Origin of the sequence: Sphingomonas guangdongensis, assembly GCF_900199185.1 — a bacterium.
Lineage (GTDB): Bacteria > Pseudomonadota > Alphaproteobacteria > Sphingomonadales > Sphingomonadaceae > Sphingomonas > Sphingomonas guangdongensis.
In genome coordinates this window covers 858,010-882,758 of sequence record NZ_OBMI01000001.1, presented here as the reverse complement: position 1 = coordinate 882,758, position 24,749 = coordinate 858,010, and the positions used below count along the sequence as shown (strand labels likewise).

General features: G+C 69.9%; 26 protein-coding genes and 1 tRNA gene. 17 read left to right on the top strand and 10 right to left on the bottom strand.

From position 1 onward, the window contains the following. Window positions 1–23: 23 nt before the first annotated feature. Both CRO12_RS04160 and CRO12_RS04155 read right to left on the bottom strand, forming a co-directional pair. Complete coding sequence (locus CRO12_RS04160; protein WP_097062703.1) at window positions 24–1,343, bottom strand: ATP-binding protein; 1,320 nt, start codon at window positions 1,341–1,343, stop codon at window positions 24–26. Then, complete coding sequence (locus CRO12_RS04155) at window positions 1,340–2,050, bottom strand: response regulator (RefSeq protein ID WP_097063340.1); 711 nt, start codon at window positions 2,048–2,050, stop codon at window positions 1,340–1,342. Before CRO12_RS04155 ends, CRO12_RS04160 begins: the two co-directional genes overlap by 4 nt. Before the next feature lie 136 nt (window positions 2,051–2,186). On the opposite strand from CRO12_RS04155, the gene ku reads away from it, so the two are divergent. The 4 genes from ku to CRO12_RS04135 are packed head-to-tail and all read left to right on the top strand — an operon-like array spanning window position 2,187 to window position 7,270. Further along, window positions 2,187–3,086 carry a non-homologous end joining protein Ku gene (gene ku, locus CRO12_RS04150; RefSeq protein ID WP_097062702.1) on the top strand — a complete coding sequence of 300 codons (900 nt, stop codon included), beginning with the start codon at window positions 2,187–2,189 and terminating at the stop codon, window positions 3,084–3,086. 1 nt (window position 3,087) lies between these two features. Then, on the top strand, window positions 3,088–5,589 hold the full coding sequence (gene ligD / locus CRO12_RS04145) for a DNA ligase D (protein WP_245858199.1): 2,502 nt from the start codon (window positions 3,088–3,090) through the stop codon (window positions 5,587–5,589). An 8-nt stretch (window positions 5,590–5,597) separates the two neighbouring features. Beyond that, window positions 5,598–6,047 carry a MarR family winged helix-turn-helix transcriptional regulator gene (locus tag CRO12_RS04140; protein ID WP_097062700.1) on the top strand — a complete coding sequence of 150 codons (450 nt, stop codon included), beginning with the start codon at window positions 5,598–5,600 and terminating at the stop codon, window positions 6,045–6,047. A gap of 38 nt (window positions 6,048–6,085) precedes the next feature. Then, window positions 6,086–7,270: an FAD-dependent monooxygenase gene (locus CRO12_RS04135; protein ID WP_097063339.1), complete on the top strand. Its 1,185-nt coding sequence runs from the start codon at window positions 6,086–6,088 to the stop codon at window positions 7,268–7,270. Here the strand turns inward: CRO12_RS04135 and CRO12_RS04130 are convergent. After that, window positions 7,261–7,971: an NAD-dependent deacylase gene (locus CRO12_RS04130; protein ID WP_097062699.1), complete on the bottom strand. Its 711-nt coding sequence runs from the start codon at window positions 7,969–7,971 to the stop codon at window positions 7,261–7,263. The two genes, CRO12_RS04135 and CRO12_RS04130, sit on opposite strands and share 10 nt — an antisense overlap. 126 nt (window positions 7,972–8,097) lie before the next feature. Here CRO12_RS04130 and dapB point away from each other — a divergent pair, with 126 nt between their 5' ends. The 4 genes from dapB (at window position 8,098) to CRO12_RS04110 (ending at window position 10,928) form a co-directional block, all read left to right on the top strand. Beyond that, complete coding sequence (gene dapB, locus CRO12_RS04125) at window positions 8,098–8,829, top strand: 4-hydroxy-tetrahydrodipicolinate reductase (RefSeq protein ID WP_097062698.1); 732 nt, start codon at window positions 8,098–8,100, stop codon at window positions 8,827–8,829. Then, the gene (gene nth / locus CRO12_RS04120; RefSeq protein ID WP_097062697.1) at window positions 8,826–9,497 is read left to right on the top strand and encodes an endonuclease III; all 672 of its coding nucleotides are present in this window, start codon (window positions 8,826–8,828) and stop codon (window positions 9,495–9,497) included. The genes dapB and nth overlap by 4 nt, the downstream gene beginning before the upstream one ends. Window positions 9,498–9,525: 28 nt before the next feature. Then, a tRNA-Arg gene (locus CRO12_RS04115) sits at window positions 9,526–9,602 on the top strand. Window positions 9,603–9,779: 177 nt separating this feature from the next. After that, window positions 9,780–10,928, top strand: a complete 1,149-nt coding sequence (locus CRO12_RS04110) for a PQQ-dependent sugar dehydrogenase (protein WP_245858197.1) — start codon at window positions 9,780–9,782, stop codon at window positions 10,926–10,928. 24 nt (window positions 10,929–10,952) lie between these two features. Here the strand turns inward: CRO12_RS04110 and CRO12_RS04105 are convergent, their stop codons facing one another. Both CRO12_RS04105 and CRO12_RS04100 read right to left on the bottom strand, forming a co-directional pair. Continuing rightward, window positions 10,953–11,339 carry a PaaI family thioesterase gene (locus tag CRO12_RS04105; protein WP_097062695.1) on the bottom strand — a complete coding sequence of 129 codons (387 nt, stop codon included), beginning with the start codon at window positions 11,337–11,339 and terminating at the stop codon, window positions 10,953–10,955. Continuing rightward, window positions 11,333–11,758, bottom strand: a complete 426-nt coding sequence (locus CRO12_RS04100) for a PaaI family thioesterase (RefSeq protein WP_097062694.1) — start codon at window positions 11,756–11,758, stop codon at window positions 11,333–11,335. The genes CRO12_RS04105 and CRO12_RS04100 overlap by 7 nt, the downstream gene beginning before the upstream one ends. Window positions 11,759–11,867: 109 nt before the next feature. Between CRO12_RS04100 and CRO12_RS04095 the strand changes: the two genes are divergently transcribed. Then, window positions 11,868–12,647, top strand: a complete 780-nt coding sequence (locus CRO12_RS04095; protein ID WP_097062693.1) for a crotonase/enoyl-CoA hydratase family protein — start codon at window positions 11,868–11,870, stop codon at window positions 12,645–12,647. A gap of 65 nt (window positions 12,648–12,712) precedes the next feature. Beyond that, complete coding sequence (locus CRO12_RS04090; protein ID WP_097062692.1) at window positions 12,713–13,903, top strand: acetyl-CoA C-acyltransferase; 1,191 nt, start codon at window positions 12,713–12,715, stop codon at window positions 13,901–13,903. Between the two features lie 5 nt (window positions 13,904–13,908). Here CRO12_RS04090 and CRO12_RS04085 read toward each other — a convergent pair whose 3' ends face one another. The 5 genes from CRO12_RS04085 to CRO12_RS04065 form a co-directional block, all read right to left on the bottom strand. Continuing rightward, on the bottom strand, window positions 13,909–15,204 hold the full coding sequence (locus CRO12_RS04085; RefSeq protein ID WP_245858195.1) for a cation:proton antiporter: 1,296 nt from the start codon (window positions 15,202–15,204) through the stop codon (window positions 13,909–13,911). A gap of 81 nt (window positions 15,205–15,285) precedes the next feature. Then, window positions 15,286–15,591 (bottom strand): YciI-like protein, encoded by a 306-nt coding sequence (locus CRO12_RS04080; RefSeq protein ID WP_097062690.1) that lies wholly within the window; start codon window positions 15,589–15,591, stop codon window positions 15,286–15,288. Further along, on the bottom strand, window positions 15,591–16,901 hold the full coding sequence (locus CRO12_RS04075; protein ID WP_097062689.1) for a dihydrolipoamide acetyltransferase family protein: 1,311 nt from the start codon (window positions 16,899–16,901) through the stop codon (window positions 15,591–15,593). The genes CRO12_RS04080 and CRO12_RS04075 overlap by 1 nt, the downstream gene beginning before the upstream one ends. A 92-nt stretch (window positions 16,902–16,993) precedes the next feature. After that, window positions 16,994–17,998: an alpha-ketoacid dehydrogenase subunit beta gene (locus CRO12_RS04070; protein WP_097063338.1), complete on the bottom strand. Its 1,005-nt coding sequence runs from the start codon at window positions 17,996–17,998 to the stop codon at window positions 16,994–16,996. 11 nt (window positions 17,999–18,009) lie between these two features. Further along, the gene (locus tag CRO12_RS04065; protein ID WP_097062688.1) at window positions 18,010–19,281 is read right to left on the bottom strand and encodes a 3-methyl-2-oxobutanoate dehydrogenase (2-methylpropanoyl-transferring) subunit alpha; all 1,272 of its coding nucleotides are present in this window, start codon (window positions 19,279–19,281) and stop codon (window positions 18,010–18,012) included. A gap of 197 nt (window positions 19,282–19,478) precedes the next feature. Here CRO12_RS04065 and CRO12_RS04060 point away from each other — a divergent pair, with 197 nt between their 5' ends. The 7 genes from CRO12_RS04060 (at window position 19,479) to CRO12_RS04030 (ending at window position 24,743) form a co-directional block, all read left to right on the top strand. Beyond that, a complete protein-coding gene (locus CRO12_RS04060; protein WP_097062687.1) occupies window positions 19,479–20,111 on the top strand; it encodes a nicotinate-nucleotide adenylyltransferase in 633 nt (210 codons plus the stop codon). A gap of 83 nt (window positions 20,112–20,194) precedes the next feature. Beyond that, a complete protein-coding gene (rsfS, locus tag CRO12_RS04055) occupies window positions 20,195–20,521 on the top strand; it encodes a ribosome silencing factor (protein ID WP_097063337.1) in 327 nt (108 codons plus the stop codon). Window positions 20,522–20,628: 107 nt separating this feature from the next. Continuing rightward, window positions 20,629–21,048 (top strand): 23S rRNA (pseudouridine(1915)-N(3))-methyltransferase RlmH, encoded by a 420-nt coding sequence (locus CRO12_RS04050; RefSeq protein ID WP_097062686.1) that lies wholly within the window; start codon window positions 20,629–20,631, stop codon window positions 21,046–21,048. Further along, window positions 21,038–22,261, top strand: coding sequence for a murein hydrolase activator EnvC family protein (locus CRO12_RS04045; RefSeq protein ID WP_245858193.1), 1,224 nt, complete (start codon window positions 21,038–21,040; stop codon window positions 22,259–22,261). The genes CRO12_RS04050 and CRO12_RS04045 overlap by 11 nt, the downstream gene beginning before the upstream one ends. Before the next feature lie 102 nt (window positions 22,262–22,363). Beyond that, window positions 22,364–23,728 carry a S41 family peptidase gene (locus CRO12_RS04040; RefSeq protein ID WP_097062684.1) on the top strand — a complete coding sequence of 455 codons (1,365 nt, stop codon included), beginning with the start codon at window positions 22,364–22,366 and terminating at the stop codon, window positions 23,726–23,728. A gap of 8 nt (window positions 23,729–23,736) precedes the next feature. After that, complete coding sequence (locus tag CRO12_RS04035; RefSeq protein WP_281253375.1) at window positions 23,737–24,210, top strand: disulfide bond formation protein B; 474 nt, start codon at window positions 23,737–23,739, stop codon at window positions 24,208–24,210. A gap of 41 nt (window positions 24,211–24,251) precedes the next feature. Continuing rightward, entirely contained in the window at window positions 24,252–24,743 is a 492-nt protein-coding gene (locus tag CRO12_RS04030) for a demethoxyubiquinone hydroxylase family protein (protein WP_245858276.1), read from the top strand. Window positions 24,744–24,749: the final 6 nt, after the last annotated feature.

The window sequence follows — 24,749 nt, the reverse complement described above, 5'->3', positions numbered from 1 at the left end:
CGTCTTTTTCGATACGATCGTGCCTAGGAGCGGGCGACGGGTAGCCAGATCTCTGCGCTGAGCCCACCGGCAGGCAGGTTGCGGAGCGTCAGGCTGCCCCCTTCCAGTTCCACCGCGCGCACCACGATCGGCAGCCCGAGTCCGAACCCCGGCGTGTCGCGGGAGCGCGCGCCGTCCAGCCGGACGAACGGCTGAAGCACCTGGACCTGCTGGTCTTCGGGGATGCCGGGGCCGTCGTCCTCGACCCGTAGGCGGATCTGGGTGGCGGTCCGCTCCAGGCACAACCGCGCATTGCCGCCGTAGTGGAGTGCGTTGTCGACCAGGTTGACGATCGCGCGCTTCAGCCCCAGCGGCCGCACGGTCGCCTCCAGGTGGTCGGGGCCGTGATACTCGGCCGCCTGGCCCAGGTCGGTCGCGTGCTCCACCACCGTCGCGCAGATCACCGCGAGGTCGGTCCTGACCGGCGCCTCGTGATCCTCCTCCCCGCCGAGATAGGCGAGCAGCGAGGCGACCATCGCGTCCATCTCTACCACGTCGGCGAGCATCGCGTCGCGCAGCTCTTCGTCGCGAACCGCGTCGGCACGCAGCCGCAGCCGAGCGAGCGGGGTGCGGAAATCGTGGCCGACCGCCGCCAGCGCCTCCGTCCGCGCGGAGATCAGGCGGTGAATGCGCGACTGCATGTCGTTGAAGGCGTTGATCAGGCGGCGCACCTCGCTCGGCCCCTCCGCCGCGATCGGCTCCACCGTGCCGTGACCCAGCCGGTCCGCGGTGACCGCCAGCTGTCGGAGCGGGCGCAGGACGTTGCGCACCAGCAGACCGCCGATGAAGATCAGCGCGATCGCGGGGGTGAGCGCGAGCAGCAGCCGGCTGAGCGAGAAGCCGAGATGGTTGAGCGGCTCGCGTGTTTCGAAATACAGCCAGCTGCCGTCGTCCAGCGTCACGCCGCCTGTGATGTATGCGTTCCGACCGGGCGACTTCAGCCGGAGTTTCAGGTCGCGTCCGGCGAGTTCGGGCTCCCAGGTCACGATCTGGCCGCGCATCCGGTCGAGCGAGGGCGCGATGAACGGCGGCAGCGGCAGCTGGCGCTGCCAGCGGACCAGGTAGCGGGAGGTGGTGAGCTCCTCCGCGATCGCGGCGCGGGTCGGCACCGGTTCGTCGTTCACCACCTTGCGGGCGAGCACGATGTGCTCGGCCAGGCGGTTCGCCTCATCGTCGCGGATCGAGAACTGGTCGGCGCGCTCGTAGAGGAAGCTGGTGGCGCCATATTCGACCAGCAGCGCGAGCAGCAGGATCGCGAAGATCTGCCCGACGATGCCGATCGCGGGCCGGGTGAACAGCCTCAACTGCGCTCCACGGGCACGTTCAGCATGTAGCCGACGCCGCGCACGGTGACGATCGGCGCTGCTTCTCCGTCGCGGGACAGCTTGCGGCGCAGCCGGCTGATCAGCACGTCGACGCTGCGGTCCGAACTGTCGCCAAGCCGGGTGCGCGACAGCTCGATCAGCCGCTCGCGCGCGATCACGCGTTGAGCGTGCTCGCACAGCGCGACAAGCAGGTCGAACTCGGCCCCGGTCAGGTCGACCACCGCGTCGGTCGGTGACAGCAGCTCGCGGCGCGGCAGGTTGACCGTCCAGCCGGCGAACTGGAGCACGCCCTTCTCCCGCTCCGCCGGCGCGACTTCGCCCGAGCGTCGCCGCAGCACCGCGCGCACCCGCGCGACCAGCTCGCGGGTGCCGAACGGTTTCGCCAAGTAATCGTCGGCACCGAGCTCCAGCCCGACCACCCGGTCGGTCTCGCTTCCCTTGGCCGAAATGAAGATGATAGGTACGTCGCTTTCGCGCCGGAGCGCGCGGCACAGGTCGATGCCGCTGGTGCCGGGCAGCATGATGTCGAGCAGGACCAGGTCGACCGGCCCCGCCTCGAACGCCAGCCACATCTCGGGCGCAGAGCCGGCCGGGCGGACGAGGTATCCGTTTTCCTGCAGCGCGCGCGCGGTTAGCGTCCGCAGCGGCGGATCGTCCTCGACCAGCAGGATGGTGGGCGCGGTCACGGCGGTGGCGTAGGGGAGGGAACGCCCAACCGTCAACGGCTGGACACGATCGGCAACGATTCCGCGGGCGTAACGGAACCGACTCGGAGCGGAGTCCATTTGGACTCGCGCACTTCGCTCCAGGAGGAACCGGCCGATGGCGGCACGCGCATATTGGCAGGGACAGATCAGGCTCGCGCTGGTCTCCATCCCCGTCGAGATCTACTCCGCGACCAAGAGCGGGGCGAGCGTCTCGTTTCACCAGATCCACGAGCCGAGCGGCAAGCGCATCCACTATGAAAAGGTTGTGGACGGCATCGGCCCGGTCGATCGCGACGAGATCATGAAAGGGTACGAGTACGCCAAGGGCGAGTATGTCCTGCTCGACGAGGAGGAGATCGCGGGCGTCAAGCTGGAAAGCAAGAAGACGCTGGAACTGACCCAGTTCGTCGACATCGGCGAGGTGGACGCGATCTACTACGACAAGCCCTACTACGTCGTGCCTGCCGACGACCTGGCAGAGGAAGCGTTCATCGTGCTGCGCGAGGCGCTGCGGCGGGCGAAGAAGGTGGCACTCGGGCAGCTCGCGCTGCGCGGCCGCGAATATGTTGTGACGCTGAAGCCGTGCGGGCGCGGCATGGTGCTGGAGACGCTGCGCTACGCCGACGAGGTCAACAAGGCGCAGAGCTACTTCCGCGACATTCCCGACGACAAGCCGGACGAGGACCTGCTCGAGCTTGCGACGACGCTGATCGACAAGAAATCGGGCAAGTTCGACGCAACCGAGTTCCACGACCGCTACGTCGATGCGCTGAAGGAGCTGATCGAGCGCAAGCGCAAGTCGAAGTCGGGCAAGGTCACGCTCGACACGGACGATGCCAAACCGTCGCGCGGGTCAAACGTAGTGGACCTGATGGCCGCGCTCAAGAAGTCGCTCGACAAGCCGGGCGCGAGCACCGCCGCCGCCAAGACGGATGACGCGCCGGCCAAGAAGGCGCCGGCGCGCAAGGCTCCCGCGAAGAAGCCGGCGGCGGCACCGGCGCGCAAGCGCGCCTGAGGTGGCGCGCGCGGCCAAGAAGGTGGCCGAGCGGGTCGCGGCCGAGGCGGACGCGCTCGCCGACTATAACGCCAAGCGCGACTTCGCGCGCACCGCCGAACCCGCGGGCGAGCGCGGAGAGGCGGGCGGGCGGACCTTCATGGTGCAGAAGCACGACGCGACGCGGCTGCACTGGGACCTCCGGCTAGCGATGGAGGGCGTGCTGAAGAGCTGGGCGGTCACCCGTGGGCCCAGCCTCGACCCAAACGATAAGCGGCTGGCTGTGCGGACGGAGGACCACCCGCTCTCCTATGCGACGTTCGAGGGGACGATCCCCAAGGGCGAGTATGGCGGCGGCACGGTGATGCTGTGGGATCGGGGCACGTGGGAGCCGTACGGCGGCAAGGACCCGGTCAAGACGATCAAGGAGGGGCACGTCCACGTGATCCTCCACGGCGAGCGGATGAAGGGCGAGTGGCTGCTGATTCGCCTGAAGCCGCGCGCCGGCGAGAAGCGCGAGAACTGGCTGCTCCGCAAGATCGACGACGAGCATGCCGGCGCGTCGGGCGGGCTGGTCGACACCGCGCTGACCAGCGTCGCCACGGGCCGCACGATGGTGGAGATCGCAGAAGGTGCGGACGTGACCGTGTCCGCCAAGTCGCCGCAGAAGGCCAAGCCGAAGCCGAAGGCGACATGGTCGTCGCGCAAGAAGGGGGGCGCGCTGCCCGCCTTCCGCGACGTGCAGCTCGCGACGCTGGTCGACCACGTCCCGGGGGGGACGGGCTGGCTGCACGAGGTTAAGTACGACGGCTACCGCGCGCTGCTGAGCGTGAGCGGGGGCGAGGTGCGCGCCTACACGCGCCACGGGCTCGACTGGACCGATCGGTTCGGACCGGTGGTGGAGGCGGTGGCGGCGCTCGACCTGCCGCCGTGCCTCCTCGACGGCGAAGTGGTTGCGCTCGACAAGGATGGGCGGCCGAACTTCTCCGCGCTGCAGTCGGCGCTGAAGTCGGGGGCTCCGCTCCATTACTTCGCATTCGACCTGCTGGAGCAGGACGGCGAGGACCTGACCGGCCTGTCGAACCGCGACCGCAAGGAGCGGCTCGCGACGCTGCTGGAGGGCGCGTCCGAGCCGATCCACTATGCCGAGCACATCGAGACGAGCGGCGAGGCGCTGTACGAGTCGCTGTGCCGCGAGGGGTATGAGGGCATTGTGTCGAAGCGCGCCGATGCGCCCTACCGCGGCACCCGCTCGCGCAGCTGGCTCAAGACCAAGTGCACGCGCCGGCAGGAGTTCGTGATCTTGGGCTATGTCGAGAGCGACAAGAAGGGTCGCGACCTGCGCTCGCTCGCGCTGGGCGTGAACGAGGACGGTACGCTGCGCTACGCGGGCCGGGTCGGCACCGGCTTCGACGCCGACACGCGCGACATGCTGATGCGCGAATTCCGGCCGCTCGCGCGCAAGACCCCGGCGGGCGACGTCCCGCGGGCCGCCGCGCGCGGCGTCACTTGGCTGCGCCCGACGCTGGTCGCCGAGGTCGCCTACGCCGAGTTCACTGCCGACGGCGTGGTGCGCCACGCAAGCTTCCTCGGCCTGCGCGAGGACAAGGCGGCGAAGGAGGTCGTCGCCGAACGGCCCGTCAAGGCGCCGGACGCGAAGCCGTTCGGTGTCGCGATCACCCATCCCGACCGCGTCGTGTTTGCTGGTGATGGCAGCACCAAGGGCGATCTCGCCGCCTATTACGCGCAGGTTGCCGAACCGATGCTCGCCTGGCTCGGCAACCGTCCGGTCAGCCTGGTCCGCTGCCCGCAGGGGCGCGGCAAGCACTGTTTCTTTCAGAAGCACGACGCCGGCAATTTCGGCGGGAAGGTCGGCCACGTGCCGATCCGCGAGAAGGACGGCAGCACCGAGGACTATCTGGTCGTGGACGACGGCGAGGGGCTGCTGACTTGCGTCCAGATGGGAACGATCGAGTTCCACGGCTGGGGCGCGCCGGCGAGCGACGTCGAGCACCCCGACCGGCTGGTGTTCGACCTTGACCCCGACGAGGGCCTCGACTTCGCCGCGGTCCGCCACGCCGCGATCGAGCTGCGCGACCTGTTGGGGGAGCTCGGGCTCGCCAGTTTCCCGATGGTGTCGGGGGGCAAGGGCGTCCACGTCGTGGTGCCGCTCGACGGATCGCGGGACTGGGTGGCGGTCAAGGACTTCGCCGATCGCTTCTCCCGCGCAGTCGCGCAGGCGCACCCGGAACGCTACACCGCCAACATGCGCAAGTCGGAGCGCAAGGGGCGCATCTTCCTCGACTGGCTTCGCAATCAGCGCGGGGCGACCGCTGTGCTGCCCTATTCGGTCCGTGCGCGCGAGCGGCCGAGCGTCGCCGCGCCGGTGACTTGGGACGAGCTCGCGGCGTTGGAGCAGGCGGCGCCCTACACGATCGCCGACGTCGCCGAACTGCTGGTGCGGGCCGACGGCGCGGTGCTGCGCGACTGGGGACGCGCGGATCAGGCGCTCCCTGATCTATAGCGGCGCGCATGAGTGCCGACGACACGATCCATCCCGAGGCGGCAACGGCCCCGGGTTATCTCGCCAACCATGCCGCCCGCGTCTTCAACCGCAACGTCGACGCGCGCCTGCGCGAACATGGGCTGTCGCTGAGCCTGATCGGGCCGGTGCTGCTGCTCGCGTGGAAGGGGCCGATGCGGCAGCGGGACCTGGTCGCGCACTCCGCGGTGCGCCAGCCGGCGATGGTCGCGCTCCTCGACAAGCTGGAGGGCATGGGGCTGCTCACCCGGACCGCGCACCCCGACGACCGCCGCGCCGCGCTGATCACGCTGACGGCGGCGGGCGAGCGCATGGCGGCGCTCGGTGGCGAAGTGCTGCGCGCGGAGAACGCGCGCGGCGGTACCGGGCTGATGGCGGCGGAGCAGGCGACGCTGGTCGCGCTCCTCCAACGCTTCATTACCGCGCTGGAGGGAACATAAGCATCACGCATGATGTTTCTGCTGCGAAGGAGAACATGGTGGCCCGGCGGATCCTGATCAGCGGTGCGAGCATCGCCGGCAACGCGGTTGCCGCGCTGCTGGCGACCCGCGGTTTCGACGTCACGGTGGTCGAGCGTGCCCCGGCCTTCCGCGACGGCGGGCAGAACATCGACATCCGCGGCGTCGGGCGCGAGGTGCTGCGCCGGATGGGCCTGGAACAGGCGGCGCTTGACCGCGGCACGGGCGAGGAAGGCACCGTCTGGGTCAACGAGGATGGGTCCCCCGCCGCCAGCTTCATCACCGAGGAACTGGGGCAGGACGGCCCGACCGCCGAGATGGAGATCCTGCGCGGCGATCTCGCCCGCCTGCTCTACGATGCCGCTCGCGAGCGGGCTGGGTACCTGTTCGACGACCGGATCGAGAGGATCAATCAGGACGACGCCGGCGCCCGCGTCACTTTCGCCAGCGGTACCAGCGAGACGTTCGATGCGGTCGTGATCGCTGAGGGAGTCGGCTCCGCCACACGCGAGCAGGTCTTCGCGGGCGAGAACGACCCGCGCTGGATGGACATGACGATCGCCTATTTCACGATCCCGCGCGCGCCCGGCGACGATCGCACGTGGCGCTGGTACAATGCGCCGGGCAAGCGCAGCGTGTCGCTCCGCCCCGATCGCCACGGCACGACGCGGGCGATGCTGTGCCTTTCCCGGCAGGCGGAGGGTGAGCAGGACTGGTCGGCAGATCGGCAGAAGGCGTTCCTGCGTGAGCAGTTCGCCGGCGCCGGCTGGCAGACCGACCGTGTCCTCGCCGGCATGGCCGACACCGACGACTTCTACCTCGACGTGCTTCGCCAGGTCAGGATCCCGCGCTGGTCGCGGGGATGCGTTGTGCTGACGGGCGACGCGGCGTGGTGCGTCACCCCGCTCGGCGGCGTCGGATCGACGCTCGCCGTGACCGGCGCCTATGTGCTGGCCGGCGAGCTCTCGCGCCATGATCGGATCGAGGACGCCTTCACGGCTTATGAGGAGCAGATGCGGCCGATGGTGGCGGAGGGACAGGGCACACCCAAGTTCGCGCCGCGGCTGATGCACCCGGAGAGCCGGCTCGGCATCAAGCTGCTCCACGGGACGCTCGCGATCGCCAGCATGCCCGCAGTCCGCTCGGTCGCGACCAAATTGGTCGGCTCGCCGGGCAAGGAGCCGGACCTCTCGCGCTACGCCTGAGCGCGGGAGAGCAGTTCGTCCACCCACGCCGGCACCAGCACGCCTGCGGGCCCCATCCGGCTCTCGTCGAACCAGATGCTGCCGTCCGACGGATCGAGGTTCAGCTCGAGCGTCGCCGCACCGTGGTGGCGCGCGGTGCGGACGAACCCGGCCGCGGGGTAGACCGCGCCCGAGGTGCCGATTGAAACGAACAGGTCGGCCCGCGCCAGCGCCGCCTCGATCGCGTCGATGCCGTAGGGCATCTCGCCGAAGAAGACGATGTCGGGCCGGAGCGCGACCGCCTCGCATGCCGCACAAGCGGTTCCGGGCGGCAGCGCCCCCGCCCAGGCCGCGCGCGCTCCGCACCGGGCGCACAGTGCCGAGCGGAGCTTGCCGTGCATGTGGAGCAGGCGGGTCGATCCGGCACGCTCGTGCAGGTCGTCGACGTTCTGGGTGACGAGCAGCAGCTCGCCCGGCCAGGCGGCATCAAGCCGCGCGAGCGCCCGGTGGGCAGCGTTCGGCTGCACTCCGTCGAGCGCCGCGCGGCGAAGATCATAGAAGCGGTGCACAAGCGCGGGATCGCGTGCGAGCGCCTCGGGCGTGCACACGTCTTCCACCCGGTGCCCCTCCCACAAGCCGCCTGGCCCGCGGAAGGTCGCGATGCCACTCTCGGCAGAGACGCCCGCGCCGGTAAGGATGACGATGGAGGGGTGATCGGCCATGTCGCCGTGTTAGCCTCCGGCGGTACGCTGTGTCACCGTCGCGGGCGAAAGGTTGTAATACTCAACCTTCACACTCCCCATCGCGCCCGCTTTCTGCCAAGGCGCGACCGGCATGGAGAGGGCGGCATGGCGAGCATCGGTATTTACGGCAGCCTGGGGCGCATGGGTCAGGTGATCGCCGCCGAGATGGGCACGATGGGCGCCCGGCTGGCGGGCGGTGCGGACTCGCGCGACGATCCGCTGCCGGTCGCAGAGGCCGCGGACGTGCTTGTCGACTTCTCGACCCCCGCCGCGCTGACGCCGCACCTGGCGGCCGCGCGCGCAGCGGGCACGCCGATCGTGATCGGCACCACCGGGCTGTCGGGTGAGCACCACGCGCTGATCGACGCCGCGGCGGGCGAGATCGCGGTGCTGCAGACCGGCAACACCTCGCTCGGCGTGACGCTGCTCGCGCAACTGGTGAAGGAGGCCGCGGCGCGGCTCGACGCTGCCGACTGGGACATCGAGATCGTCGAGATGCACCACCGTCACAAGGTGGACGCGCCGTCCGGCACTGCGCTGCTTCTCGGCGCGGCGGCGGCGGACGGGCGCGACGTCACGCTGGCGGAGGCGGGCGTTCAGGACCGGGCCGGGCTGACAGGGGCGCGCAGCGAGGGGACGATCGGCTTTGCGTCGCTGCGCGGCGGATCGGTGATCGGCGACCACAGCGTGGTGTTCGCGGGCGAAGGCGAGCGGATCGAGCTCGTCCACCGCGCTGATGGTCGCGCGATCTTCGCACGCGGCGCGATCCGCGCCGCACTGTGGCTGCGCAGCCAGCCGCCGGGCCGTTACGCGATGGCGGAGGTGCTCGGCCTTTGAACCGTACCCAGCGCTTCGAGTTCTTCGAGCGCCTCGCTGCCGACAATCCGGTTCCCGAAACCGAGCTCGAGTACACCAACGCCTTTACCCTGCTGGTCGCGGTGGTGCTGTCCGCGCAGATGACCGACGCGGGCGTGAACAAGGCCACGCGCGCGCTGTTCGCCGTCGCCGACACGCCCGAGAAGATGGCCGCACTCGGGCTGGAGTCGATCCGCGCGTACGTCGCGACGATCAACTTCAACAATATCAAGGCCAAGAACGTCCTGGCGCTCAGCGAAGCGCTGATCCGCGATCACGGCGGCGTGGTGCCTGCCGACCGCTCGGCACTGGAGCAGCTGCCCGGGGTCGGTCGCAAGACCGCGAACGTGGTGCTTAACTCCGCCTTCGGGCAGGAGACGTTCGCGGTCGACACCCACATCTTCCGCGTCTGCAATCGAACCCGCCTGGCGCCCGGCAAAGACCCACTCGCCGTCGAGCTGAAGCTGGAAAAGGGCGTGCCCGCGCCTTTTCGTCTCCACGCGCATCACTGGCTGATCCTGCACGGCCGCTACACCTGCAAGGCGCGGCGGCCGGAATGCTGGCGCTGCGTCGTCGCCGACCTGTGCCCGTTCAAGCCCAAGACCCCACCGCCGGCGGCACATGCGAACGGGGCTGGCGCCGACGCCTAGCCGCTGCTAGGCACGGCCTCACGCGCCGGCACCCGTAGCTCAGCTGGATAGAGCGCTGCCCTCCGAAGGCAGAGGCCACAGGTTCGAATCCTGTCGGGTGCGCCATTCCCGTGTGATCCCATTGCTCCCGAGTTCGCCACGCCTGCTGAGGCATAAGCAGCGCTTCGGCTGTATTGCTAAGACCGCCGCGTCGTCGATCCAGACCATCGCCTTCGCCGGCTGCGCGTGCCGCGAAACCGCAACATGGATCAGGCGTTCACTGGCGAACTCAAGGAGTATCTTGTGACGAAGTTGCCGTTGATCGCCTTCACCACGCTGCTGCTCGCCTGCTCGGAGGCGCCGTCGGTTTCGCAGTCCGCGCCGGATACATCCGCCGCGGCGCCGGCGGCGGGCACGCTCCCGTTCACGGTCACGCCGGTCGCCGACTTCCAGGCCCCATGGGCGATGACCTTCCTGCCCGACGGCCGGATGCTGGTGACGGAGAAGGCCGGGCAGCTGCTGCTGGTCACCGCCGATGGACGTACCAGCCGGGCGATCGCAACGCTCCCGGTCGATGCGGCCGGGCAGGGCGGGCTGATGGACGTGGTGCTCGCACCCGGCTTTGCTCAGAACCGGCAGGTGTACCTCAGCTACTCGGCCACCGGCGCCGGCGGCAAGGGCGTGGTGCTGGCGCGCGGCACGCTGGCGGGTGCGTCGGGAGCGGAGACGCTGACCGGCGTCACTACCCTTTTCCAGGCGACGCCCTTCGTGGAGGGCGACGGCCATTATTCCGGGCGTATCGCCTTCTCGCCGGACGGCAGGTTCCTGTTCTTTACCAATGGCGAGCGTCAGAAGTTCGAGCCGGCGCAGGACCCGAAGGCGACGCTCGGCAAGGTGTTGCGGCTCACGCTCGACGGCAAGCCGGCCGGTGATCCGGCGCTGACCAGCCGCGGCTTCCATCCCGCGGTGTGGTCCTACGGCCACCGCAACCTCCTCGGGGTGACCTTTGACGAGGCCGGCAACCTGTGGGAGCAGGAGATGGGGCCGAAGGGCGGCGACGAGGTCAACCTGATCCGCGCCGGCGCCAACTACGGTTATCCGCGCGTGTCCAACGGCGACCATTACGACGGCCGACCGATCCCGGACCATGCCCCGGGCGATGGGTTCGAGGCACCCAAGGTGTCGTGGAATCCGGTGATCTCGCCGGGCGGGCTGATGCTCTATCACGGCGCGATGTTCCCGGAGTGGCGCGGCGACCTGTTCATTGGCGGACTCTCCAGCCAGGCACTGGTGCGCGTCGATGTGCAGGGTACCACGGCGAGCAAGGGCGATCAGTGGCCGATGGGCGCCCGCATCCGCGAGGTGGAGGAAGGGCCGGACGGCGCGATCTGGGTGCTGGAGGACGGCGGCCGCGGGTCGGCGGGCCGGCTGCTCAAGCTGACCAGGTCCTGAGGCCGTCGTCGGCTGACCGGTCGGTCAATCCGCCGGTCGCCTGAGCAGAAAGGTCAGCCGCGCCGCCGCGATCGGGCGTGACGCGTCCTCCTGCCACGCCGACACGTCGACGTTCGCGATACGGCTGCCGAGCCGCCGTATCGTCGCGGCGGCGTGGGTGTCGGCGTCGCGACCACCGCGCATATAGTCGACCGTCAGATTGATCGGCTTGATCGTGACCGCCGCGTCGTCGATCGCGGGGCGAAGCGCGACAATCGCGGCGACCTCCAGCAGTCCGCCGATGACGCCGCCGTGAAGGAAGCCCGGTCGTCCAAGGACCGATGGGCCGAACGGCATGACGATACCGGAACGGGCGCCGTCGCCCTCCAGCCGCATGCCAAGCCGCTCGGCATAGGGCGGCAGCCTCACCATGAGCCCGTGGTCATGAAGGTGCCGGCGACATGCGCGACGGGATCGCCGGGGTCGCCGTCGTGTGCCTGGCCGCGGACGAACGCGACGCTGCGGGTCAGGTGATAGCATTCGCCGCGGCCGATCACGGTACGGCCCGGCGCGGCTGGGCGGAGGTAGTCGATCCTGAGGTCCAGCGTCGCGTGCGGCAGGAAGGCGCCGCGTCGGATCCACACGGCCAAGCTGGCGGCCTGATCCATCAGGGTCAGGATCGGCCCGGACGCGAGCACGCCGCTCTCCTCCTCCCCGATCAGGTCGGCGCGGTAAGGCAGCGCGAACTCCGCCCAGTTCGCTCCATGCGCGTGGTAGGCGATGCCGAGGTGGGTGCCGTGGTGCGCGAGCGGCAGCCGCACGAAGGCGAGGGGATCGAACGCGGCGGGCATGACCGGCACGACTATCGCGCGCGATCGGGCATGACAAACGGCTCGCTTGTCGCTGCCTCGGACGGAGAAAGGCATAGGCGGCCGGTCCGGGTCAGCCTAGGTTGGGAAGATGACCGATCAGCGCGTGACCATTGCCGTGGACGCCGGCGTCGCCGACGTCCGCCTGAATCGGCCGGACAAGCTGAACGCGCTCGATCCGGCGATGTTTGCCGCGATCGTGGCGGCGATCGACACGCTGGCGGCGACGCCAGGCTTGCGGGCCGTGGTGCTGTCCGGGGAAGGCCGCGGCTTCTGCGCCGGGCTAGACATGGCGAGCATGGCGGCGGGCGGCGGCGACCTGGACCTCTCCACGCGCAGCCACGGCGCGGCCAATGCGCTGCAGCAGGTGGTGTGGGGGTGGCGGACGCTGGCGGTGCCGGTGATCGCGGCGGTGCACGGTGTGGCGCTGGGCGGCGGACTGCAGATCATGAGCGGTGCCGACGTGCGGCTGGTCCACCCGGCGACCCGCCTGGCGATCCTGGAGCTAAAGTGGGGCATCGTCCCCGACCTAGCCGGGTTCGCGCTGTGGCGCGGCAGCGTGCGCGACGACGTCGTCCGAGAGCTGACCTATACCGCGCGCGCGTTCGACGGGGTGGAGGCGGTGCGGCATGGCTTCGCGACGCGAGCGTCGGACGATCCGCTCGGCGAGTCGCTGGCGCTCGCCCGCGATATCGCCGCGCGCAACCCGCACGCGATCCGCGCCGCCAAGCGGCTGGCGAACCTGGAGGGCGACGCGGCGGCAATCCTAGCGGCCGAGAGTGCAGAACAGGCCGCGCTGCTGCGCTCCCCCAACCAGCTGGAGGCGGTCCGGGCCGCCTTCGAGAAGCGATCACCCGTCTTCCGGGACTGATTGCTGCCGAGCTGCTGATCGAGTAGCGCCATACCCGAAACTGGAAGTTCGGGAGAGTCGTTGGCGTGCGTGAAGCAGCGATCGTGTCCACTGCCCGTACCGGAATCGGCAAGGCGTATCGCGGCTACTTCAGCGCGACGGAGGCGCCGGTTCTCGCTGCTCACGCCATGACCGGCGCGATCGCACGCGCCGGAATCGATTCGAGGCGGATCGACGACATCTTCTGGGGCGTCGGCAATCAGTGGAGCGAGCAGGCCGGGAACGCCGGGCGGATGGCCGCATTCGCCGCCGGGCTGCCGCGCGGCGTCCCCGCGCTGACGCTTGATCGCAAGTGCGGCTCTGGGCTCACCACGCTGGCCCTCGCCGCGCGCTCGATCATCGCCGGCGACATCGACGTGGCGCTGTCGGGCGGGAGCGAGTCGATCAGCCACACGGTCGTGAAAGGCGCCGCTCGTGATGTTCCCGCGAGCGTCCTCGCGCAGGAGCCGAACGCGGCCATGGCGATGATCGAGACCGCGGAGGTGGTCGCCCAGCGCTACGGCATCAGCCGCGCGGCGCAGGACCGCTACGCCGCCGAGAGCCACCGGCGTGCCGCTGCCGCGGTCGCGCGCACGGCGGAGGAGATCGTGCCGCTGACCGTCCAGCGCGCACTGCTCGACACGGCCGGGCAGCCGATCGGCACGGAAGAGATCACCGTCATCGCCGACGAGGGGATCCGCCCCGACACCACCGAGCAGGCGCTGGCGGCGCTCCGGCCGGTCTGGTCGGGCGGCACGCTTATCGCGGAAGGACGCTGCGTCACCGCCGGCAACGCCAGCCAGCTGTCGGACGGCGCCGCCGCGCAGGTCGTCATGGCGCGCGACCTAGCGGAGGCGGAGGGCCGCGAGGTCCTGGGCGTGTACCGCGGCTTCCAGGTGGCGGGCTGCGCGCCGGAGGAGATGGGGATCGGGCCGGTGCTCGCCGTACCCAAGCTGCTCGCCCGTGCAGGGCTGAGCATCGCCGACATCGGCCTGTGGGAGCTGAACGAGGCGTTCGCCAGCCAGTGTCTCTACTGCCGCGACACGCTCGGCATTGATCCGACACGCTGCAACGTCAACGGCGGGGCGATTGCGATCGGGCACCCGTTCGGCATGACCGGTGCGCGGATGGTCGGCGCCGCGCTGCTGGAGGGGCGGCGGCGCGGCGTGCGCTTCGTCGTCGTCACCATGTGCACGGCCGGCGGCATGGGCGCGGCCGGCCTGTTGGAGCTGGTGTAGGGAACTCAGACCGTCGATGGCTCGGCATGCTCGCCCGGCGCATCGCGGTCGGGGTCGCGGCCCTGCTGGCGGTCGATCAGCCGCATGACCGGCGTGACCGTCAGTCCGTGGAGCACGACGGAGAGCAGGATCACCAGCGCGATAAACCCCCACAACCGGTCGGCGCCGGGCAGGTCGACGTGGTTGAGCCCGTAGGCGAGATAGTAGATCGAGCCGACGCCGCGGATGCCGAAGAAGGCAAGCGTCAGCTTCTCCGACCGGTCGGCCGTTACGCCCCACAGGCCGACGAGCCCGAACACCGGCCGAACGACCAGCAGCACGACGACCGCGATCACCACGTCGATCGGCTGAACGGCGCGGAGCACCCCGCTCATCAGCGCGCCGCCGAACAGCAGCAGCAGGACCATCATCGCCAGCCGCTCGATCTGTTCGGTGACGGCGTGCATGTCGGCGTGGAACTCGTGGTGGCGGTGTGAACTTCGCAGCGCCAGCGCGGTTACGAACACCGCGAGAAAGCCGTAGCAGTGGATCATCTCGGCGAGACCGTAGGACAGGCAGGTCGCGGCGAGCGCGATCAGCCCGTCGCCGGTCTGCGCCAGCTTCGATTCGGCGGGGACCTTGAAGGTCAGCCAGCCGAACGCGCGCCCGATCAGCCACCCGGCACCGACGCCGGCGCCGACTTCCCACAGCACGCGGTAGCTCAGCCACTCGCCGAGCCACGGCTTGCCCGCAGCGGCGACGGTCGCGAGCATGATCGCCAGATGGACGAAGGGAAAGGCGAGCCCGTCGTTCAGCCCAGCCTCCGACGTCAGGCCGAAGCGCACCTCGTCCTCGTCGCCCGACTTCGGCGGACCGACCTGAACATCGGCGGCGAGCACCGGATCGGTCGGAGCGAGCGCCGCGCCCAGCAGCAGCGCAGCGGCGAGCGACAGCCCCATGCCCCACATCGTCAGCCCGACGATCGCGAGGATGGTGAGCGGCATGGTGATCGCAAGCAGCCGCCAGGTGATGCCCCATTTGCGCCAGCGGAACGGACGGTCGATCTTCAGACCCGCGCCCATCAGCGCGATGATCACGACGAACTCGCTGAACCGCTCGGTGATGGTCGGGAAGTCGGTAGGCAGCGGTCGCAGCGTGACCTGCGGCAGCGCGAAGATCGCCGCGCCGATCGCGATGCAGATGATCGGGAGCGACAGCGGCAGCTTGCGAAGCGCGAGCGGCAACCACACGACAAGCGCCGTCAGCGCGCCGAACCCGGCGAGCATCAGGATATAGGGATCGGGTGGTGTAATCTCCGGCACGCGGGCGCAACGAGCCTGACCGCATATAGGATGCGTAGCGCTCGCATATAGTTGTGTGGCTCAGCGAGGAACCCTCGCGTGCTACTCCGATCTGACCGGCGCGGCGGCATCGTCGCCGACCACCGTAACCCAGCTGCGCACCTGCCACGCCGTCACCAGCCCGGCAGTCACATAGGGATCGGCTCGCGCGAACTGCTCGGCGACCCGAGCGTCGTCCGACGTGAACAGCAGCACCGCCCGGTCCGCCGGGTCGGCAAGTGCGCCGCCGAGGACCAGCTCACCGCGCGCGACCGCCGCTTCCGCATCAAGCAGGTGCGCGCTCCGCAGCACGCCGCGGCGCTCCAGATAGTCGGGCGCGAGGTCGTAGAGGAGCAGCCAGTGCGCCATCAGTCGGCGAACAGCAGCACCGGCGTCTCCAGCAGCTTGCGGACCGCCTGGACGTAGCTTGCCGCATCCCAGCCATCGACGACGCGGTGGTCGCAGCTGATCGACAGGTTCATGAGCTTCGCGCGCACGATCTCGTCGCCCTTGAACACAGGGCGCTCGACGATCTTGTTGGGGCCGATGATCGCAACTTCGGGACGGTTGATGACCGGGGTCGTCGCGATGCCGCCGAGCGGACCGAGCGAGGTGACGGTGAGGGTCGAGCCGCTCAGCTCCTCGGACTTCGCCTTGGAGGTCCGCGCCGCGTCGGCCAGTCGGGTGATCTCGGCGGCGAGCTGCCACACGTTCCTGTCCTGCGCGTCGCGGATCACGGGCACCATCAGCCCGGCGTCGGTCTGCGTCGCCATGCCCAGGTGCACGCTGCCGTGCCGCGTCACCACGCCGCCCTCGTCGTCGTAGCGAGCGTTGATCATGGGGAAGTCGGGCAGCGTCCGGCAGATCGCGACGATCAGGAACGGCAGCATGGTCAGCTTCGGCCGGTCGCCGCGGCTGGCGTTCAGCTGGCCCCGCATCTCCTCCAGCGCGGTCACGTCGATCTCGTCGACGTAGGTGAAGTGCGGGATCTGGCGCTTCGATGCCGCCATGTTCTCCGCGATGCGGCGGCGCATCCCGATCACCTTGACCGGTACGTCGTCGCGCGCGCGACTGGCGTGGGGCGCGTGATAGCCCTGGCCGCCGGCGTAGCGGAGGTAGGCGTCCAGGTCGGCGTGGCGGACGTGCAATCCTTCGTGCCGGACTTGGCTGAGGTCGACGCCCAGATCCTTGGCGCGCGCGCGGACAGCGGGAGAGGCGAGGACGGGGCGGGCCTGCTCCGCGCCGTGCTCTTGCGCAGGCGGGAGCCCAGCGTCGCTGACGGAAGCTGTGGGGCTCTCGGCTCCCGCCTGCGCTGGAGCACGGGCGGGCTGCGGGGCTGACGTCTCGACCACCTCCTCCACGCCTGGGTTCTCGGCCTCGATCTGCTCCTCGGTTGCCGCGCTCACCGGCATCGGTTCGGCCACGTCACCCGCGGCCTCCTCCGTCTCGATCACCACCAGCGTGGTGCCGATCGCGATCTGGTCGCCGACCTCGCCGGCGAGCGCCACCACCGTGCCGGCAACCGGCGATTCCATTTCGACCGTCGCCTTGTCGGTCATCATGTCGGCGAGCTGCGCGTCCTCTTCGATGTGGTCGCCGACCGCGACGTGCCAGGCGACGATCTCGGCCTCGGCGATGCCCTCGCCGATGTCGGGCAGACGAAATTCGAAGCGCGCCATAATCCTGATCCGTTCATGTCGAGCGAAGTCGAGACATCGTCAAAACCCCGTTTCTCGACTTCGCTCGAAGCGAACGGGGTAGGCAGGATCGGTCAGTCCTTCATGACTTTCTTTAGCGCCTCGCCGATGCGCACCGGCCCGGGGAAATAGGCCCACTCCAGGCTGTGGGGATAGGGCGTGTCGAAGCCGGTGACCCGTTCGACCGGCGCCTCGAGATGGTGGAAGCAGCGTTCCTGAACCAGCGCGGAGAGCTCCGCGCCGAAGCCGCTGGTGCGGGTCGCCTCGTGCACGATCACGCAGCGGCCGGTCTTCTTCACCGATGCCTCGATCGCCCCAATATCGAGGGGGACGAGCGTGCGCAGGTCAATCACCTCGGCGTCGATCCCGAGCTCCTCGATCGTGTTCAGCGCGACATGGACCATCGTGCCATAGGCGAGGATCGTCACATCGTTGCCCACCCGCACGGTGGCGGCAGTGCCCAGGTCGACGCGGTAATGATCCTCGGGCACCTCGCCCGCGGGATGGCTGCCCCAGTTCTTGGACGGGCGATCATAGTGGCCGTCGAAGGGGCCGTTGTAGATGCGCTTGGGCTCCAGGAAGAGGACGGGGTCGTTGTCCTCGATCGCGGCGATCAGCAGCCCCTTGGCGTCGTACGGCGTCGAGGGGATCACCGTCTTGATGCCCGACACGTGGGTGAAGATGCCCTCGGGCGACTGCGAGTGGGTCTGGCCGCCGAAGATGCCGCCGCCGTACGGGCTGCGAACCGTGATCGGCGCGGTGAAATCGCCGGCCGAGCGGTAGCGGAGCCGCGCCGCCTCGCTGACCAGCTGGTCGAGCGCGGGATAGATGTAATCGGCGAACTGGATCTCCGGTACGGGGCGCAAGCCGTAGGCACCCATCCCGATCGCGACTCCGACGATCCCGATCTCCGTGATCGGTGTGTCGAACACCCGAGTCTTCCCGTACTTGGCTTGCAACCCTGCGGTGGCCCGGAACACGCCGCCGAAATAGCCGACGTCCTCCCCCATCACGATCACGTCGGGATCGCGCGCCATGGTGACCTCCAGCGCGGAGTTGATCGCCTGGATCATGTTCATGCGGGCCATCGTCAGATCCCCGCCGCTTGGCGCTCGGCGATCATCTGCGCCTGCTGTTCCTTCAGGTGCCAGGGCGTTTGCTCGAACACGCCCTCGAACATCGTTTCGAACGGCTGGTGCATGCCGTGGCCGAGCACGCCGTTCTTCTCCGCTTCCTTCTGGGCGGCGCGGACTTCCTCGGCGAGCTCCCTGTCCATCTGGGCGTGACGCTCCTCGTCCCATTCACCAAGCGCGATCAGGTGGTCGCGCAGGCGCACGACCGGGTCGCCGAGCGGCCAGGCGTTGGGTTCCCCCGCCGAGCGATATTGGGTCGGGTCGTCGGAGGTGGAGTGCCCCTCCGCGCGGTAGGTGAAGTGCTCGATCAGCGTCGGCCCACCGTTGGTGCGCGCGCGCTCCGCCGCCCACTGGGTCGCGGCGTAGACGGCGAGCGCGTCGTTGCCGTCGACCCGGAGCCCGGCGATGCCATAGCCGATGGCGCGGGCGGCAAAGGTCGTCGCCTCCGCGCCGGCGAACCCTGAGAAGCTGGAGATCGCCCACTGATTGTTGACGACGTTGAAAATGACGGGGGCGCGGTAGACGCTGGCGAAGGTGCAGGCGGAGTGGAAGTCGCCCTCCGCGGTCGATCCCTCGCCGCACCAGGTCGCGGCGATGCGGGTGTCGCCCTTGGCCGCCGACGCCATCGCCCAGCCGACCGCCTGCGGGTACTGGGTGGTGAGGTTGCCCGAAATCGAGAAGAAGCCGAAGCGCTTCTCCGAGTACATGATCGGCAGCTGTCGACCCATCAGCTTGTCGCCGCGGTTCGAGTAGATCTGGTTCATCATGTCGACGAGCGGGCAGCCGCGCGAGAGCAGGATGCCCTGCTGCCGGTACGACGGGAAGCACATGTCGTCATCGGCGAGCGCGGCGGCGGCGCCGATCGACACTGCCTCCTCGCCCAGCGACTTCATGTAGAAGCTGGTCTTGCCCTGACGCTGAGCGCGGAACATGCGCTCGTCAAAGGCGCGGGTCAGCGCCATGTTGCGGAGCATGCGGCGCATCTGGTCGGGTGACAGCCGCGGGTTCCACTGTCCGCCGGCCGTCCCGTCGAGCTCCAGCACCCGGACCAGGCCAAAGGCGAGCTCGTGAAAGCTTCTCGGGTCGGCGGCGGTGTCCGGTCGGCGCGCGGCATCGACCGGCGGCACTGCGACATCGGCGAAGTCTACCGGGTCGCCCGGCCGGAATCGGGGTTCCGGCACGTGCAGGGACAGCGGCTGCAGGTTGGCGCGGGCGCGCTCGTCGGTCATGCTCTCTCCACCTCGCGTGCCCCGCCGTAACGCACGGGACCGCTGTCCGGTGCGTTGTTAGAAAGTTTCAAGCGCGGTGACAACAAGGTCAGCGATGCTGGCATATTCTTCTGCCCACTGGCGGGCCGGGACGGGACCGTTAAGGATGTCGGCATGACTCTTGACCATGACTTGATCCGTTCGCCTGGAGCAGGCCGCTGAGCCGGATCGGGCTGCTCGGCGGGTCGTTCAATCCCGCGCACCGCGCGCACCGCCGCATCTCGCTCGCCGTGCTGCACGAGATGCGCCTGGACGAGGTGTGGTGGCTGGTGTCGCCCGGCAATCCGCTGAAGGCCGGCGCGACCGACATGGCGCCGTTCGCCGCGCGGCTCGCCTCTGCCCGGCGGATGGCGCGGCATGCGCCCATCCGCGCGACCGGGATCGAGGCGGCGATGGGCACCCGCTACACGATCGACACACTTCGCGCCCTGCGGCGGCGATTCCCGCACCATCGGTTCGTCTGGATCATGGGGGCGGATAACCTCGCCGATTTTCATCGCTGGCGCGACTGGCGGGGGATCGCGCGCACGATGCCGATTGCGGCCGTGGCGCGGCCGGGGTATGAGAGTGCCGCCCTCGCGGGTCCGGCGATGGGCTGGCTGCGGCGCTGGGTGCGGCCCGCGGCCATGGCGACGAACTGGACCGAGTGGAGACTACCGGCGGTTGTGCGCTTGCGCTTTCGTCCCGATCCCACCTCCGCGACGCGGCTGCGCGCGGCTGACCCCGACTGGCATCGTCGCATGACCGTCCCTACCTGCGGACTCACGCACCGCAACCCGACATTGGAGTAACCTTGGCCACCCAACCCCATGCGATCCGCACCACCGGCACTGACGCCCAATCCGACGCGGCCGATCGGCTGCACGCGCTGGTGATGACCAGCCTGGAGGATGATCAGGCGGTCGACACCGTGACCATTCCGCTCGCCGGCAAGTCGTCGATCGCCGATCACATGGTGGTCGCGTCCGGTCGCTCGACCCGCCAGGTCGCGTCGATGGCGACCAAGCTCGCGGAGAAGATCAAGGCCGAGTTCGGCCGCACCGCGCGCGTGGAAGGGCTGCCCAACGCCGACTGGGTGCTGATCGACGCGGGCGACGTGATCGTCCACCTGTTTCGCCCGGAAGTCCGCACCTTCTACAATCTGGAGCGGATGTGGTCGTTTGGCGACGCGCCGGGCACCGGCGGCGGCGAGCCGCACTGAGCCGGGTCGGTCAAGCCGAATCATACGCGGGATGACCATACCCTGAGTTGGCGCAGGCATCCGAGCGTGCGACAGGAGCGTCATGTTCGTTCGGTCGACCTCCTGACATGCAGCTGCACATCGTCGCGCGGGGACGGATCGGGCGGAGCCCGGAAGCGGAGCTGGTTGAGCGCTACCTCAAACGGATCAGCTGGCCGGTGAAGGTGACCGAGCTGCCGGACACGGGCGGGCGCGTTCCGCCCGCCGACGGGGCGCGGATCGTGCTGCTCGACGAGACAGGCGAGACCCCGGGATCGAAGGCGTTCGCCGACCGGCTCGGGCGCTGGCGCGACGAGGGAGTCCGCGAGTGCCGCTTCCTGATCGGCGCCGCCGACGGCTTCGACGATGCGGCGCGAGCGCAGGCGGACTATCTGCTCTCGTTCGGCCGCCTGACCTGGCCGCACATGCTCGCGCGCGCAATGCTGGCGGAACAGCTGTGGCGCGCGACCTCCATCCTCGCCGGGCACCCGTACCACCGTGAGGGGTGATCTCCACGCGTTGCCGTTCGCCCCGAGCTTGTCGGCGGGCGTGGTGCGGGCACGTATCTCGACAAGCTCGGCACGAGCATTGGCGGGTGTGCTAAGCCTGTTTCTCCTCGGCGCTGCACCCGTCAGCGACCAGGCGCGGCTCGCGGCGGCCAAGCGGGCGGCGGCAGCGGCGGACGCGCGGGCGCGGCTGCTGGAGCGCGACGCCGACGAAGCACGCGACGCCGCCGATCGGGCCCGCGTGCGCGAGGCAGCGGTTGCCGAGCGGATCCGCGCGGCGGAGGCGGAGATCACCGCCGCGCGCGCCCAGGCGGCGCTGACCGCGCGGGCGCTGGGCAGTGCGCGGGAAACGCTCGCCGAGCGGCAGGCGCCGATCCAGCGGCTGGTCGCGGCGCTCCAGTCGCTCGCGCGGCGCCCGGCCGCGCTGTCGGTCGCGCAGCCGGGGTCGGTCGACGAGGTGGTCCACGTCCGCGCGGTGCTCGGCACCGTCCTCCCCGTCGTGCAGGCGCGCAGCCGCGCCGTGCGGGCCGAGATCGCCCGCGCCGAGCGCTTGCGAGCGAGCGCGGTCGCCGCTGCGCAGGCGCTCGCCGCCGGTCAGGCGCGGCTCCAGCGCGAGCGCCTCGCGCTCGTCCAGCTGCAGGGGGCGGAGCGGCTGCGCGGCGCGACGCTCGACCGCTCGGCTCTGGTCGAGAGCGACCGCGCGCTGGCGCTCGGCGAGCGGGCGCGCGAGCTCGTGGACCGGCTCGGCACCGCCGAGGATGCGGCGCAGGTCCGCGCGGCGCTGGCGGCGCTGCCCGGGCCGCTGCCCCGCCCGGAGCGCGGGATCGCCGAGCCGCGTGCGCGCTTCGGCACCGCGCCCTATCGGCTGCCGGCCGCCGGCCGGGTGGTGGAGGGGCTGGGCGAGCTTTCGACAAGCGGCGTGCGCGCCCGCGGCGTCACGCTGCTGGTGGCGCCGGGCGCGCTCGTCCGGGCACCGGCGGCGGGCCGGATCGTGTTCGCGCGGCCGTTCCGCGACTATGGCGGTGTCGTCATCATCGATCACGGTGACGGCTGGTCGAGTGCGGTGATCGGGCTGGATGCCATCGCGGCGACCGTCGGCGGCACGGTGGCATCCGGCGCGCCGCTTGGCCGGGCGGTGCTCGGTGACGAACCGCGGATCACGGTGGAGCTGCGCCGACGCGGGCAGGCGGTCGATCTCGCTCAGCTGATCGGCTGAGGCGCGCCCGCCAGTCAGCCGGCATTCAGCGCCGCCGTGTTTTGCACCTCCTCGCGAAACCGGTTAAAACCACGGCCTTACGCCTCCGTCAGGACCTGCCCCATGCCACGCCTGTTCCCTTCCCTGTTCCGCGCCGCGGCGCTGCTCGGCACGGTCGCGGCCGTGCCGCTGACCACCGCCGCGATGGCCCAGGTCGACAGCGGCGCCTACCGCGACCTCGACGTGTTCATGGACATCTACAACCGGGTAAAGGCGGATTACGTCGACAAGGTCGACGACAAGACGCTGGTCAAGGGCGCGATCCAGGGCATGTTGGCGGCGCTCGACCCGCACTCCAGCTACGTCGACGCGCTCGAGTTCGACAACATGCGGATCGCGACGGAGGGCAACTACGGCGGCCTAGGCCTCACCGTCAGCATGGAGGACGGCGCGGTCAAGGTGATCGCCCCGACGGAGGACACCCCCGCCTACCGCGCCGGAATCAAGTCCGGCGACTATATTACCCACATCAACGGCACGCTGATCTACGGCCAGAGCCTGGACGAGGCTATCGAGGGAATGCGCGGCCCGGCCGGCACCAAGGTGTCGATTACGCTGGTCCGCCCCGGTCGCGACAAGCCGCTGGACGTCACGCTGGTGCGCGAGATCATTGTCCAGAAGCCGGTCAAGTGGGAGGTGAAGAACGGCATCGGCGTCATCAACATCAACACCTTCAGCGCCAACACCGGGGCGGACACCCGCGCCGCGATCATGGCGATCGAGAAGTCGCTGGGGCGCGCGCCGCTCGGCTACGTCGTCGATCTGCGCGACAATGGCGGCGGGCTGCTGACCCAGGCGATCGAGGTCAGCGACGTGTTCCTGGACCACGGCGAGATCGTGTCGCAGCGCGGCCGGGCGAAGAGCGACATCGAGCGCTATTATGCCAAGCCCGGCGACCTGACCAAGGGCCTGCCGATCATCGTCCTGACCGATTCGGGCACGGCCTCCGCCTCGGAGATCGTCGCGGGCGCGCTCCAGGACCACCACCGCGCGCTGGTGATGGGTGAGCGCAGCTTCGGCAAGGGATCGGTGCAGACGCTGCTCCCGCTGTCGTCCAATTCGGCGCTCCGGCTCACCACCGCGCGCTACTACACGCCGTCCGGCCGCTCGGTGCAGGAGGGCGGGATCGAGCCCGACATCGCGGTGCCGCAGCTGAGCGATCCCGACTACAAGACCCGCCCCGTCTTCCGCGAGGCGGACCTGCGCCGTCACCTGATCAACACCGCCAAGGTCGACAACAAGGCGCTGGAGGAGGACACGAGCGACGATCCCCGCTTCACCGCGTCGGCCAAGGAGCTGGAGACGAAGGGGATCAAGGACTTCCAGCTCGACTATGCGCTGAAGACGATCGGTCGGCTCGGGCCGGCGGTCCAGACCGCCGCCGTCGCGCCGAAGCCCAAGGCGGCGGCGGTCCGCAAGGCACGCTGAGCGGCCGCTTGCGCCACGGGCTGCTCACCGCCAATCGCCTGGCGCTGCTGGTCCCGGCGGCGCTGATGGCGGGCGCGCTCGGCTCCCAGTATCTGGGCGGGCTTTATCCGTGCGAGATGTGCCACTGGCAGCGCTGGCCCCACTACGCAGCAATCGCGCTGGCGCTGCTCGCGTTCCTGCTGCCGGTGCCCGCGCGGCGCGCGCTGGTCTTGCTCGCGGCGGCCGCGATCGCCATTTCCGGTCTGATCGGCGTCTTCCACGCCGGCGTGGAATATGGCTGGTGGCCGGGAATCACCGGCTGCACCTCGACGGTTCGGATGGGCGGGAGCACGGAGGACATGCTGAAGAACATCCTGGCGGCTCCGATGGTGCGCTGCGACGTGGCGCAGTGGCGGCTCGTCGGCATCTCGCTTGCTGGATGGAATGCGCTGATCTCGCTGATCGGCGCCGTGACGGTCGCGCGGCTGGCGGTGAAGCGGTGAGGCGCTGGCGTCCCGGTGACCGACGCGAGCCGGTGGAGGCGATGATCCGCGTCGACCAGGCGGGGGAATTCGGCGCGACCCGGATCTATGCCGGGCAGCTCGCGGTGATGGGCGACCGCCACCCGATGGCGCGCAAGATCGCGCACATGGAGGCGCAGGAGGTGGTGCACCGCGCCTTCTTCGACGACATGATCGTGCGCCGCGGCGTCCGCCCGACGCTGTTCCAGCCGTTTTGGCACATCGCGGGCTACGCGCTCGGCGCGGTGACGGCGGCGATCGGGCCGGAGGCGGCGATGGCGTGCACCGCCGCGGTCGAGACCGAGATCGACGAGCACTATGCCCAGCAGCTTCGCGACCTGGGCGACGACGATCCCGAGTTGTCGGAGGCGATCGCGCGCTTCCAGGCTGAGGAGCTCGAGCACCGCGACCTGGCGCTGGAGCATGGCGCGGAGCGCGCGTTCGGCTATCCGGTGCTGTCCGCGCTGATCCGGTTCGGGTGCCGCGCGGCGATCGGCGTGGCAACGCGGATTTGAGGAGAA